Origin of the sequence: Pseudomonas sp. Irchel 3E13 (genome assembly GCF_900187455.1) — a bacterium.
Classification (GTDB): Bacteria; Pseudomonadota; Gammaproteobacteria; order Pseudomonadales; family Pseudomonadaceae; genus Aquipseudomonas.
This window is the reverse complement of sequence record NZ_FYDX01000009.1, coordinates 323,573-335,952: the sequence shown is the minus strand read 5'-3', so window position 1 is coordinate 335,952 and position 12,380 is coordinate 323,573. Positions and strand designations below refer to the sequence as shown.

General features: G+C 59.1%; 14 protein-coding genes. 1 reads left to right on the top strand and 13 read right to left on the bottom strand.

The features are described from left to right. Nucleotides 1–223: 223 nt before the first annotated feature. From CKW37_RS18175 to sdhC, 4 genes are read right to left on the bottom strand one after another with little or no spacing between them, the layout of a single operon-like run. Nucleotides 224–928, bottom strand: a complete 705-nt coding sequence (locus tag CKW37_RS18175; protein WP_095157091.1) for a succinate dehydrogenase iron-sulfur subunit — start codon at nt 926–928, stop codon at nt 224–226. 11 nt (nt 929–939) lie between these two features. Beyond that, the gene (sdhA, locus tag CKW37_RS18170; RefSeq protein ID WP_095157090.1) at nt 940–2,712 is read right to left on the bottom strand and encodes a succinate dehydrogenase flavoprotein subunit; all 1,773 of its coding nucleotides are present in this window, start codon (nt 2,710–2,712) and stop codon (nt 940–942) included. 3 nt (nt 2,713–2,715) lie between these two features. After that, nucleotides 2,716–3,084, bottom strand: a complete 369-nt coding sequence (gene sdhD / locus CKW37_RS18165; protein ID WP_009396297.1) for a succinate dehydrogenase, hydrophobic membrane anchor protein — start codon at nt 3,082–3,084, stop codon at nt 2,716–2,718. Then, nucleotides 3,078–3,464, bottom strand: coding sequence for a succinate dehydrogenase, cytochrome b556 subunit (sdhC, locus tag CKW37_RS18160; protein WP_170946391.1), 387 nt, complete (start codon nt 3,462–3,464; stop codon nt 3,078–3,080). Before sdhC ends, sdhD begins: the two co-directional genes overlap by 7 nt. 351 nt (nt 3,465–3,815) lie before the next feature. Between sdhC and gltA the strand changes: the two genes are divergently transcribed. Then, on the top strand, nt 3,816–5,105 hold the full coding sequence (gene gltA, locus CKW37_RS18155; RefSeq protein ID WP_095157089.1) for a citrate synthase: 1,290 nt from the start codon (nt 3,816–3,818) through the stop codon (nt 5,103–5,105). A gap of 108 nt (nt 5,106–5,213) precedes the next feature. On the opposite strand, the gene CKW37_RS18150 is transcribed toward gltA, so the two are convergent. The 9 genes from CKW37_RS18150 to CKW37_RS18110 all read right to left on the bottom strand — a co-directional run bounded on the left by CKW37_RS18150 (nt 5,214) and on the right by CKW37_RS18110 (nt 12,277). After that, nucleotides 5,214–5,816 carry an START domain-containing protein gene (locus CKW37_RS18150; RefSeq protein ID WP_095157088.1) on the bottom strand — a complete coding sequence of 201 codons (603 nt, stop codon included), beginning with the start codon at nt 5,814–5,816 and terminating at the stop codon, nt 5,214–5,216. Between the two features lie 35 nt (nt 5,817–5,851). Then, entirely contained in the window at nt 5,852–6,106 is a 255-nt protein-coding gene (locus CKW37_RS18145) for a YkgJ family cysteine cluster protein (protein ID WP_095157087.1), read from the bottom strand. A 121-nt stretch (nt 6,107–6,227) separates the two neighbouring features. Beyond that, the gene (locus tag CKW37_RS18140) at nt 6,228–6,752 is read right to left on the bottom strand and encodes a translation initiation factor 2 (RefSeq protein ID WP_177454446.1); all 525 of its coding nucleotides are present in this window, start codon (nt 6,750–6,752) and stop codon (nt 6,228–6,230) included. Between the two features lie 69 nt (nt 6,753–6,821). Next, entirely contained in the window at nt 6,822–8,267 is a 1,446-nt protein-coding gene (locus tag CKW37_RS18135; RefSeq protein WP_095157086.1) for a PLP-dependent aminotransferase family protein, read from the bottom strand. A gap of 211 nt (nt 8,268–8,478) precedes the next feature. Beyond that, nucleotides 8,479–9,288 (bottom strand): OmpA family protein, encoded by an 810-nt coding sequence (locus tag CKW37_RS18130; protein ID WP_095157085.1) that lies wholly within the window; start codon nt 9,286–9,288, stop codon nt 8,479–8,481. Then, nucleotides 9,285–9,638 carry a DUF4398 domain-containing protein gene (locus tag CKW37_RS18125; RefSeq protein WP_095157084.1) on the bottom strand — a complete coding sequence of 118 codons (354 nt, stop codon included), beginning with the start codon at nt 9,636–9,638 and terminating at the stop codon, nt 9,285–9,287. Before CKW37_RS18125 ends, CKW37_RS18130 begins: the two co-directional genes overlap by 4 nt. 9 nt (nt 9,639–9,647) lie before the next feature. Beyond that, a complete protein-coding gene (locus tag CKW37_RS18120) occupies nt 9,648–10,439 on the bottom strand; it encodes an ABC transporter substrate-binding protein (protein ID WP_095157083.1) in 792 nt (263 codons plus the stop codon). 158 nt (nt 10,440–10,597) lie between these two features. After that, complete coding sequence (locus tag CKW37_RS18115) at nt 10,598–11,527, bottom strand: electron transfer flavoprotein subunit alpha/FixB family protein (protein WP_095157082.1); 930 nt, start codon at nt 11,525–11,527, stop codon at nt 10,598–10,600. Beyond that, entirely contained in the window at nt 11,528–12,277 is a 750-nt protein-coding gene (locus tag CKW37_RS18110; protein ID WP_095157081.1) for an electron transfer flavoprotein subunit beta/FixA family protein, read from the bottom strand. Nucleotides 12,278–12,380: the final 103 nt, after the last annotated feature.

Here is a 12,380-nt window from a genome sequence, read left to right as displayed (position 1 = left end):
CTCGGTTAGGGGCCTCGATCGGCAAGAACCACGAAAGCCTGGAATCACGTCAGCAAACCAAGCCACCAAGGATCCCGCAGATTTACCGGGTACCAGCCCGGATGCCCCTGCTGGTCTCATATCTTCATAGGTCAAGCTCGGGCTTTTGACCCTTGCTCGGGTTTCACCTCGGTGCGGGCTGATGCCCGCACCTTGGCGTTCTACGGCTACAACACTTTTTGAATCAGGTGCCGCTTTGCAGCAGCATGTTACGAACGTGGCCGATTGCCTTGGTCGGGTTCAGACCTTTAGGGCAAACGTTTACGCAGTTCATGATCCCGCGGCAGCGGAATACGCTGAACGGGTCATCCAGGGACGCCAGGCGCTCCTGGGTTTTGGTGTCACGGCTGTCGGCCAGGAAGCGATAGGCTTGCAGCAGAGCGGCTGGACCCAGGAACTTGTCCGGGTTCCACCAGAACGACGGGCAGGAAGTCGAGCAGCAAGCGCACAGGATGCACTCGTACAGACCGTCCAGCTTTTCGCGCTCTTCCGGCGACTGCAGACGCTCGATGGCCGGAGCCGGCGTGTCGTTCTGCAGGAATGGCTTCACCTTCTCGTACTGCTTGTAGAAGATGCTCATGTCGACGACCAGGTCACGGATAACCGGCAAACCAGGCAGCGGACGCACGACCAACTTGTTACCTTTTACGACAGCGGACAGCGGCGTGATGCACGCCAGGCCGTTCTTGCCGTTGATGTTCATGCCGTCGGAACCGCAAACGCCTTCACGGCAGGAGCGACGATAGGAGAAGCCCTCGTCCTGCTCCTTGATCAGCGCCAGTACGTCCAGCACCATCAGGTCCTTGCCACCGGTATCGACCTGGAACACCTGGGTTTTAGGTGCCGAGTCGGTGTCCGGGTTGTAACGATAAACTTCGACTTGCAACATAGCGGCCACCCTTAGTAAGTCCGGACTTTTGGTTCGAACGCCGGTACGGTCTTCGGCGCGAAGTTGACTGCACGTTTGGCAACCCGCTTCTCACCTGGGAAGTACAGGGTGTGGCACAGCCAGTTTTCGTCGTCACGGTCTTCGTAGTCTTCACGGGCGTGAGCGCCGCGGGACTCTTTACGAACTTCGGCCGCGATGGCGGTTGCTTCGGCAACTTCCAGCAGGTTCTGCAGCTCCAGCGCTTCGATACGCGCGGTGTTGAAGGCCTGGGACTTGTCGCTGATCTTGACGTTGGCGATACGCTCGCGCAGGCCAGCCAGTTGCTCGATGCCCTTCTGCATGTATTCGCCAGTACGGAACACACCGAAGTAGTTCTGCATGCAGCTCTGCAGCTCGCGACGCAGGGTTGCAACGTCTTCGCCGGAAGTGCGCTCGTTGAGCTTGTTCAGACGGTTCAGGGCAACTTCGATGTCGGTGTCGCTGGCGTCGCGGTATTCGATACCGTCGGTCAGCGCTTTTTCCAGGTGCAGGCCGGCAGCGCGGCCGAAGACCACCAGGTCGAGCAGCGAGTTGCCGCCCAGGCGGTTGGCACCGTGAACCGATACGCACGCCACTTCGCCTACGGCGAACAGACCAGGAATGATGTGATCCACACCGTCGGCATCCTGGGTCATCGCCTGGCCATGAATGTTGGTGGCAACGCCGCCCATCATGTAGTGGCAGGTTGGAACGACTGGAACCGGAGCAACGACCGGGTCAACGTGAGCGAAGGTCTTGGACAACTCACAGATACCTGGCAGGCGGCTGTGCAGAACTTCTTCACCGAGGTGGTCGAGTTTCAGCATCACGTGGTCGCCGTTAGGGCCACAGCCGTTACCGGCGATGATTTCCTTGACCATGGAACGGGCCACAACGTCACGACCAGCAAGGTCCTTGGCGTTTGGCGCGTAGCGTTCCATGAAACGCTCGCCGTGCTTGTTGATCAGGTAACCGCCTTCACCGCGGCAACCTTCGGTGACCAGTACACCTGCGCCGGCGATGCCGGTTGGGTGGAACTGCCACATTTCGATGTCTTGCACCGGAACGCCAGCACGCAGTGCCATGCCAACGCCGTCACCGGTGTTGATCAGGGCGTTGGTGGTCGACGAGTAGATACGACCTGCACCGCCGGTAGCCAGTACCGTTGCCTTGGCACGGATGTACTGGGTTTCGCCGGTTTCGATGCAGATTGCGATCACACCGACGAACGCGCCGTCCTGGTTCTTCACCAGGTCAACAGCGTAGTACTCGTTCAGGAAGGTGGTGCCTGCTTTCAGGTTGCCCTGATACAGGGTGTGCAGCAGTGCGTGACCGGTACGGTCGGAAGCGGCGCAGGTACGGGCGGCCTGGCCACCTTTACCGAAGTCCTTGGACTGACCGCCGAACGGACGCTGGTAGATACGACCGGTTTCGGTACGGGAGAACGGCAGACCCATGTGGTCCAGCTCAAATACCGCGGCAGGACCTTCCTGGCACATATATTCGATAGCGTCCTGGTCACCGATGTAGTCGGAGCCTTTGACGGTATCGTACATATGCCAGCGCCAGTCATCGTTCGGGTCAGCCGAAGCGATTGCGCAGGTGATCCCACCCTGGGCCGATACGGTGTGCGAACGGGTCGGGAACACCTTGGTGATCACGGCCGTCTTGTGACCGCCCTGGGCCAGTTGCAGCGCAGCGCGCATGCCGGCACCGCCGCCACCAACAATGATGGCGTCGAAAGAAATCGTTGGAATGATAGCCATGAATCAGATACCCCAGAGAATCTGCACACCCCAGACGAAGTACGCGAACATCGCGACACCACATACCGCCTGGAACAGGAAACGTATCGCTGTAGCCGACTTGCCGAACGCCATTGGCGTCAGGTAGTCGGTTGCAATGGTCCACATGCCGACCCAGGCGTGAGCGCCCAGGGCAACCAGTGCCAGCAAGCTGAAGATACGCATCGCGTTATTGGAGAACAGGGCGTGCCACTGGGCATATTCGATGCCAGGGTGCGCCACCAGGTAGCCGATCAGGAAAATGAAGTAAGCCGCGAGAACGACCGCAGAAACGCGCTGCGCCATCCAGTCATAGAGGCCCGAACGCGAAAGGTTCGTGACGTTGGTTACCATATCCAAACTCCCGCCAGAACGATCACCACCACGGAGATGACGATGACAATTTTCGAGCCCAGTTTGCCGCCTTCCAGCGTCTCACCGATGCCCATGTCCATGATCAGATGGCGCACACCGGCCACCAGGTGATACAGCAAGGCGGACAGCAGGCCCCAGAACACGAACTTGGCCAGCGGACTGGTCAGACACGCCTTCACCTCACCAAAGCCTTCTTCGGAACCCAGGGATTTGCCCAATGCATAAAGCATGATGGCCAGGCCCAGGAACAGAATAACGCCGGAGATGCGGTGGAGAATGGACGTGTAAGCGGTGATCGGGAGTTTGATGGTCCTTAGGTCTAGGTTTACAGGTCGTTGGCTTTTCACGGCTTTTTTCACACTGAAGAGCCCCTAGCAATCAGGGCAAAGTTGTTGGTAAGTGTACTGGTCAGGTACCCACCACCCAGGGAGCGGCGACCCCCAGTGAGACGGGCAAGAAAGCCCCTGGCGGTCGGGTGCCGAGTATAGACAGTTAGGCTACTAATGACAACGTGAAGGGCTAGCCCAAATAGCGCATTGCCTTTACCGAACAAAAGGCGTAAATGGGCGCCAATTTCGAGGAAAAACAGGGCCTAAGGCCCATTACAACCGTGCTTTAGGCAAATTGACATTCGAATTTATCTCACTATAGTGGTGCGGGCCCTGCGTGGGGGGTCTGTCAGATGATTTCAAGCATTAATAGGAGGCCACATGGCTGACAAAAAAGCGCAGTTGATCATCGAGGGCGCAGCCCCCGTCGAGCTGCCCATTTTAACCGGCACCGTTGGTCCAGATGTTATCGACGTCAGAGGGTTGGGGGCCACGGGTCACTTCACTTTCGACCCTGGTTTCATGGCGACCGCATCTTGCGAGTCGAAGATCACCTACATTGATGGCGACAAGGGCATCCTGCTGCATCGCGGCTACCCGATCGAACAGCTCGCCCAGCAATCCGACTACCTCGAAACCTGCTACCTGCTGCTCAACGGCGAACTGCCGAATGCCGAGCAGAAGGCTCAGTTCGTCAGCACCGTGAAGAACCACACCATGGTGCATGAGCAGTTGAAGTCCTTCTTCAACGGCTTCCGCCGCGACGCCCACCCGATGGCCGTCATGTGCGGCGTGGTTGGCGCCCTGTCGGCGTTCTACCATGACTCGCTGGACATCAATAACCCGCAGCACCGGGAAATCTCCGCCGTTCGCCTGGTCGCCAAGATGCCGACCCTGGCCGCGATGGTCTACAAGTACTCCATGGGCCAGCCCATGATGTACCCGCGCAACGACCTGTCGTATGCCGAGAACTTCCTGCACATGATGTTCAACACCCCGTGCGAGATCAAACCGATCAGCCCGGTACTGGCCAAGGCAATGGACCGGATCTTCATCCTCCACGCCGACCACGAACAGAATGCGTCCACCTCCACCGTGCGTCTGGCCGGCTCGTCGGGTGCCAACCCGTTTGCCTGTATCGCCGCCGGTATCGCCGCACTGTGGGGCCCTGCCCACGGCGGTGCGAACGAAGCCGTACTGACCATGCTGGATGAAATCGGCGATGTTTCGAACATCGACAAATTCATCGCCAAGGCAAAGGACAAGAACGACCCGTTCAAACTCATGGGCTTCGGTCACCGCGTTTACAAGAACCGCGACCCGCGTGCCACCGTGATGAAGCAGACCTGCGACGAAGTCCTGCGCGAGCTGGGCATCACCAACGATCCGCAGCTCGAACTGGCCATGCGCCTGGAAGAGATCGCCCTTACCGATCCTTACTTCATCGAGCGTTCGCTGTACCCGAACGTCGACTTCTACTCGGGCATCATCCTGAAGGCAATCGGCATTCCAACCAGTATGTTCACCGTGATCTTCGCCCTGGCGCGTACCGTCGGCTGGATCTCGCACTGGAAAGAAATGCTCTCCAGCCCTTACAAGATCGGCCGTCCTCGCCAGCTGTACACCGGCTACGAGTCCCGCGACCTGATCAAGCTGGAAGACCGCAAGTAAGCTTCGGCCGAACGCAAAAAAAGGCTGCCTGATGGCAGCCTTTTTTATTGCCCTTGAAACGTACAGTTATCGATAACGCTACACGTCTCGATAACTGTAATGCTCACATCAAGGTTTTTCAGCTTTCTCTTTCAATGCCTTGAGCGTATTGAAAGGCGCATCCACGACGAACTTGTTCGCGACCATGGAAGGCACGCTACCGCCCGGGTTGGTGTGCAACTGATACGTCACTTCGGTGGCATCGCCTTTCGGAACCAGTTTCCAGTAGCCATTGGCAGTCGCCACCCGTACGAAGCCCTTCTCTTCCGGCAGATAGGTGCTCACGCCTTCGATTTTGCGCGTCACACTGCCATCAGCGTCCTGGGTGGTCGTCACATGCAACACGGAATCACGCGGCGTCACCGGCCATGGCGTGTTGAACTGCGCGTAGGTCCAGCTCTGGTCGCCTTCGTGCTTGAGCAGCTTCTGCAATTTGCACTCGTGAATCCACGCGCAAGAACCGGCAACGTCCTCCTGCAGCGCCCGAATTTTCGCAATGGGCGCCTTGATCAGGACTACGCCGCGGTATGCCTTGTAATCGGAGCCCTCCACTTTGCTGAGGGAAACCTTGATACCGTCCGCGCTCTTGACCTCCTCCCATTGCTCAGCGAAAGCCAAAGTCGACAACGCACTCAAACCTACGATTACCGCTACACGCTTGAACGATCTCATCCGGTTGTTTTCCTTATTGGTCGGTGATCCAGCATTCAGGCCGCCGTCATTTGCTCCCACCAGCCGATGAGCTTGATAGCCTCGTCACGGTCACTCCCGCATACCTCTGTGTCCGCCTTGAAGCCCGAACAGACTGCCGGCCTTTCCGGCTTGCCGAACAAATCACACAGATTGATGGCGGACAGATGAATACAGCGCTCGCCAGCCGGCTTGCCATCAGGCATTCCAGGAATGAACGAACTGATCGACGGAGCTATGCAGCAGGCGCCACAGCCTTCGCGGCACTTCATGACGTGGTAGACCTCGGAAAGAGCAAATGATGCAGATAGGAAGGATAGTAACGACTAAAACAACCGTTTGAAATTACCGGCCAAATGAAATATTGCTGACTGGGTGGTTCTCGTTTTGACGCTATTGCTTGAATTCGAAATCGATAGCAGCGCCTTCGATGTCCTGGCGACTATCGTTGCGCAACTGCAATTGCATTTCGTTGCTCAGCAAACGCCCGTTGAGCTGGAATGGACTTTCGGCCGCAGGTTTTTCCCCGAACATCGAAGGCAGCAGCGGCTTGCGCACTTCCGCCTCGATCTGCTCGACAGACTTCATTTCCTTGACCATGTCAGGTGGCAAGGTCAGATCGAGTTTGGCCTTGGGCAGCGGCGCAGCGATCGCATCCGCTTTTTTTCGGCTAGCGGTCTTGCTGGCTCTGACCGGCGCCTTTTTCGCAGGTACGGCCTTCTGCCGGGCTGCGGGCTGGGCTTTTGCCGCCGGCTGCGCGGGCTGTTTCTTCTGGCTGGCAGTGCTGGCTTTCTGCTCTTGAGGCTTTGCTTCGGCCAGCAAAACGGACTGAGGAGCGGACGCGGCCATCGCGGAGTCCATCAGCGATACCGCGAACAGCCCAATTAATACCAATCCGCCACGCCGTAATACAGTCATAGACAACAACAAGCACTCCATGAAAGCCGCTATGCTCCGCGTTCCAAGCGCGCCTGACAAGTCCGTCAGCTACAGATAGCCATTATTTGCAGTTTCCTGACATAGCTGATTGGCCAGCATCCCCAACGTCATCAATACCCGCTCCGCCTCCCGATTCCACGGAATGCCGCAGTTGAGGCGAATGCAGTGATTGAATTGCTCGGTGTTACTGAAGATCAGCCCCGGCGCGATACTGATGCCCTGCTGCAGCGCACGCACATGCAACTCCTGGGTATTGACCCGCCCAGGCAGACTGACCCACAGAATGAAACCACCGGTGGGCCGGGTCATCTGGGTGCCTTCCGGGAAATACTGCTGAACCGCCAACTGATAGGCACTGAGGTTCTTGCGGTATTCCTGGCGAATGAAGCGCAGGTGTCGATCGTAACCACCGTTTTCCAGATAAGCCGCTACACCCATTTGTGTCACGCTGCACGCGGAGTGGGTGCTGAATGTCTGTAGCCGCTGGATCTCCTGCTGGTAGTTGCCAGCGATCATCCAGCCGATCCGCACGCCTGGCGACAGGGTCTTGGAAAAACTCGAACAGTAGATGACACGATCCAGCCGGTCGAACGCCTTGAGCGATTTGCTCTTGCCCTGCTCGAACATCAACTCGCCGTAGATATCGTCTTCGATGATCTGGATATTGAAATCCGAGGCCAGGCGCAGCAGTTGTTTCTGGCGATCTTCCGGAATGGTACCGCCCAGCGGGTTGCTCAGCCTCGCCGTGAGCACCAGCGCCTTGATGGACCATTGATTGGCCGCAAGTTGCAGGGCTTCCAGACTGATGCCGGTGGACGGATCACTGGGGATCTCGATCACTTTCAAGCCCAGCAGGTCGGCCAGTTGCAACAGACCGTAGTAGGTCGGCGATTCGGCGGCGATCAGGTCTCCCGGCCGGGTCAGCACGCGCAAAGACATTTGCAGCGCATCAACGCAACCGTGAGTCACCACGATCTCGGAAGGATCGACAATCACCCCGGCATCACGCATGCGAATTGCAATCTGCCGGCGCAGCGGCTCGAAGCCAGGGCTGAACATATAGCTGAAGGCCCGCGGACTCTGGAAGCGCGTGACCTTGGCCAATTGCTGGTGCAGCGCCCGCACCGGCAGGTAATCGACATGGGGCACCGCCGCGCCCAACGGGAAAACACCGTCCCGGCGCGCTTCGTCCAGGACCTGCTGGATGATGCTGGCGCGAGTGACCAGCCCCGGTCGCTCAACCCGCGCGATATCCGGGGTCGACGCCGTCAACGCCGGGGTCTGGTGAACGTAATAACCCGATTGCGGCCGAGCCCGGATCAGCCCCTGGTCTTCCAGGTTGGCGTAGGCCTGGAGCACGGTTGCATGGCTGACATTCAACTGTGAGCTCATCTTGCGCACGGACGGCACACGCTCACCCGGCTGATAGACACCACGCCGAATATCTTCGGCGAGCTGCTGAGCGATACGCTGATAAAGCAACAGGTTGGTCATGATCCACTCTCGGCACGCAGGCAATCTGGTTATTCTTGTACAAGCCGGCACAGAATACCGGAACAGTTCCCAAGTGTACTGGGACAGATTGCAGACTCGTCGACAATACCGTGATGTGACGACGCATCAAAGTGCTGAAAACGCATAAAAAATCACGGCTAATAAAAAACCCGGTGTCTTTCGATCACCGGGTTTTCGTGTCAGGGACGTATCAACGCTCGGCGCCGAGCCTGCCCTTCTCATCGGAGAAAACGATTTCCACGCGACGGTTCTGCGCCCGGCCACGCTCCGAGGCATTCACCTCGACCGGGTACTGGTCACCATACCCGCGAACCTGGATGCGCTTCTCATCGACACCCAGGTCAACCAGCATGTCAGCCACCGCCTGCGCACGGTCACGCGACAGCTTGAGGTTGTCCTCAGGGTTGCCGGTGCTGTCGGTGTAACCCTCGATGCGAACAACGCGCTTGGGGTTCAACTGAAGGAACTGCACCAGCTTGAGCACCGTGCGGCTCGCGGAGTTTTTCAGATCCGCCTGCCCGGTATCGAACAGCACATCGCCCAAGGTCATGACCAGGCCACGATCACTGTCCGTGGTGGCCAGGCTGACGATCTGCTCCTCGAGCCATTTGCCCTGCTGCTGCACGCTGGACAGCTTGGCCTCGCGCAGCGCCAGTTGCAGACGTTGGCGTTCCAGCTCCAGCTTGGCCTGACGCTCCTGATTGAGCACCAGATTGCTGTGCTCGCGAGCAATCTCGCTGTAGCGCTGACTCAGATAGGCGTAATGCCGTACATCCGAGCCGGTGCCGATATAGCTGGCCAGACGCTCAGCCCGCGCCAGCGACTCGCCTGCACGGATGACATCCCGCGGCGCACTGCGCAGCACGTTTGAATCGTCCTTCACCGACTGAAAGCTGGCCGTCGCTTGTTCCAGCGCGACTTCACTGCGCTCACTGGCACAGCCCTGCAACCCAAGAACACCGGCAATCGCCAGCAATACCAGAGGCTTGATCGAACTCACTTCTGTTCCCCCAACTGCTTGCGAAGACGATCCACCCGCGACTGCAGAAGGGTCAGTTGCTCCTGACTTTTCAGGGTCAGTACCCGGGCCTCGGCCAGGCGCGCATCCAGTTCGGCCTGTTCGGCACGCATGCGCGCATCGCGGAACGACTCGCTGAGCATATTGCTGCGGGCCCGCGTCAACTTCTCTTCAGCCAGCTTCAGCTCGGCCACATCATCGGTGGCACCAACGGCCTTGGCCTGCTCAAGCGCCTGCTCGGACAAACGCAACTGTTCATGAGGCGCCGGATCGGACGCACAGCCGGCCAGGGCCAGCAATGCCAGGACGGCGAATAGGGGTCGAGTTCTCACACAAGTTTCCTACTGTTTAGGGGCGTCAAGCGGCGCCTGCAACTGCGCTTGCCAACGCTCGATGTTGCGTTGCAGGACCTCCTGGGCTACGCCAGAGGCCGGCAATTCTGTCAGTTTTTTCGCCAACTGTCCGCGTAACCAGGCGTCATTGCAGGCGGAATTGTGAGACAGCGCCAGATACAACCCCGGCCGATCCAACGGCAAGCCGCGCGCAATCAGGTCGTTGGCCATCCCCAGGCTCTGAGCCATGGCCATGCCGGCGTAGCGGCCGGCGAGCACATAATCCACCTGCCCCAGCAAGAGTTTCTGAAATGCCTGGGTGAGGTTCGGGACATGGGTCAGCTTCAGTTCGGTCTTGCTGAACGCCTCGAATTCAGGGGTCAAACGCGCCTTTTCGGAGATGGCGCCCTGATGCTGGTGCAGATCGGCCAGGTTTTCATAAGCCAATGCTGCGTCGTGGCGAGTCCAGACCAAATATTCGTTCTGCAGCACCGGCGGGTGAATATAGTCCAGGGCTGTCAGCTCAGCGACCGCCATAGGCGCGTCCACCAGCAGGTCCATGCGCCCACTGCGCACCTCGGCCTGAGCGTCGCTGCGCTTGCCGGCGTAGAGCACTTCGATCTTGAGCCCCAGCTCGCTGCCGATCTGCTGCAACAACTCTACATTGGCACCGATCAGGTGCCGGGGATCCTGCGGGTCACGCCAGGAATAAGGCGGCGCATCCGGACTGCCGGTCACCACCAGCCGCTCGCATTTGCCGACCGCCATGGCCATCGATGGCAAACACGCGAGCCCGAGCATCGCCACTGTTCCTTTTCGACCAAACCACCCCATGCCAGCGCCCTTTCTCAATCGCGGAAAATCAAAAAGCCCGGTTGCCACGAGCTGCGGCGAGCGACCGAAGGATCGCCTGCGCACAGCCCGGAACAACCGGGCTCTTTATAAGTGAAGCGACTGGATTAAACCAGCTTCTCCAGCTCAGGGATGGCTTCGAACAGGTCAGCCACCAGGCCGTAGTCGGCCACCTGGAAGATCGGCGCTTCTTCGTCCTTGTTGATCGCAACGATCACTTTGGAGTCTTTCATACCGGCCAGGTGCTGGATCGCGCCGGAGATACCGACGGCGATGTACAGCTGCGGTGCAACGATCTTGCCGGTCTGTCCGACCTGCATGTCGTTCGGCACGAAGCCTGCGTCGACCGCCGCGCGGGAAGCGCCGACTGCCGCGCCCAGCTTGTCGGCCAGGGCGTACAGGTGCTTGAAGTTGTCGCCATTCTGCATGCCGCGGCCGCCGGAAACGACGATCTTGGCAGCGGTCAGTTCTGGGCGGTCGGACTTGGCCAGCTCTTCGCCGACGAAGGACGATTTGCCAGCGTCGTGGACAGCGGCAACGGCTTCAACGGCAGCCGAGCCACCTTCGGCGGCAACGGCGTCGAAACCGGTGGCGCGAACGGTGATGACCTTGATTGCAGCGGTCGATTGCACGGTAGCAATGGCGTTGCCAGCGTAGATCGGGCGCTTGAAGGTGTCAGCCGATTCGACCGAGATGATCTCGGAAATCTGGTCGACGTCCAGCAGCGCGGCAACGCGCGGCAGAACGTTCTTGCCGTTGGAGGTGGCAGGTGCCAGCACGTGGCTGTAGCCCTTGCCCAACTCGGCAACCAGCGGCGCGACGTTTTCCGGCAGGAAGTTGGCGTAGGCGGCGTTGTCGGCTACCAGCACCTTGGCGACACCGGCGATTTTCGCGGCGGCTTCAGCAACACCACCGACGTTCTGGCCAGCGACCAGGACGTGGACATCACCACCGATCTTCGCGGCAGCGGCAACGGTGTTCAGGGTAGCGGGCGCAACGGCACCGTTTTCGTGTTCAGCGATAACCAGGATAGTCATTTAGATTACCTTCGCCTCGTTCTTCAGTTTCTCGACCAGTTCAGCAACCGACTTGACCTTGATACCCGCGCTGCGTGCAGCCGGCGCTTCGACTTTCAGGGTCTTGTTGGTGGAGGCGGTGGAAACGCCCAGCGCATCAGGAGTAACGGTCTCCAGCGGCTTCTTCTTGGCCTTCATGATGTTCGGCAGCGACGCGTAGCGCGGCTCGTTCAGGCGCAGGTCGGTAGTGACGATCGCCGGCAGGTTCAGAGCAACGGTCTGCAGGCCGCCGTCGACTTCACGGGTAACGTTGATCTTGTCGCCCGCCACTTCGACTTTGGAAGCGAAGGTGCCTTGAGCGAAACCGGTCAGCGCGGCCAGCATCTGGCCAGTCTGGTTGTTGTCGCTGTCGATGGCTTGTTTGCCGAGGATCACCAGTTGTGGCTGCTCCTTGTCGACAACAGCCTTGAGCAGCTTGGCCACGGCCAGGGAGGTCAGCTCTTCGGCGGACTCCACCAGCACGGCGCGGTCAGCACCCAGTGCCAGGGCGGTGCGCAGTTGTTCCTGGGCGGTAGCCGGGCCGACGGTAACGACGACGATTTCGCTGGCCACGCCTTTCTCTTTCAGGCGGACGGCTTCTTCGACGGCGATCTCGCAGAAGGGGTTCATGGACATTTTGACGTTGGCGAGGTCGACGCCGGAGTTGTCCGCCTTGACGCGAACCTTGACGTTGTAGTCGACCACTCGTTTGACAGCTACAAGAACCTTCATGGATTCCTCGTTACTCTCCGGTGAAAAGAATGTCGCCTGGGCCGAACCCGGCGATTGCGCGTGGGTACAAGGGCACCTCTAAAAACGATTGCAGCCGGTCGAA

Bases quoted from the DNA above. Each gene is read 5' to 3' on its own strand.
- CKW37_RS18145 (WP_095157087.1), bottom strand. From the start codon at position 6,106: ATGAAGTGCCGCGAAGGCTGTGGCGCCTGCTGCATAGCTCCGTCGATC.
- CKW37_RS18140 (WP_177454446.1), bottom strand. From the start codon at position 6,752: ATGACTGTATTACGGCGTGGCGGATTGGTATTAATTGGGCTGTTCGCG.
- CKW37_RS18150 (WP_095157088.1), bottom strand. From the start codon at position 5,816: ATGAGATCGTTCAAGCGTGTAGCGGTAATCGTAGGTTTGAGTGCGTTG.
- CKW37_RS18120 (WP_095157083.1), bottom strand. From the start codon at position 10,439: ATGCTCGGGCTCGCGTGTTTGCCATCGATGGCCATGGCGGTCGGCAAA.
- CKW37_RS18175 (WP_095157091.1), bottom strand. From the start codon at position 928: ATGTTGCAAGTCGAAGTTTATCGTTACAACCCGGACACCGACTCGGCA.
- CKW37_RS18110 (WP_095157081.1), bottom strand. From the start codon at position 12,277: ATGAAGGTTCTTGTAGCTGTCAAACGAGTGGTCGACTACAACGTCAAG.
- CKW37_RS18135 (WP_095157086.1), bottom strand. From the start codon at position 8,267: ATGACCAACCTGTTGCTTTATCAGCGTATCGCTCAGCAGCTCGCCGAA.
- gltA (WP_095157089.1), top strand. From the start codon at position 3,816: ATGGCTGACAAAAAAGCGCAGTTGATCATCGAGGGCGCAGCCCCCGTC.
- sdhD (WP_009396297.1), bottom strand. From the start codon at position 3,084: ATGGTAACCAACGTCACGAACCTTTCGCGTTCGGGCCTCTATGACTGG.
- sdhA (WP_095157090.1), bottom strand. From the start codon at position 2,712: ATGGCTATCATTCCAACGATTTCTTTCGACGCCATCATTGTTGGTGGC.
- CKW37_RS18115 (WP_095157082.1), bottom strand. From the start codon at position 11,527: ATGACTATCCTGGTTATCGCTGAACACGAAAACGGTGCCGTTGCGCCC.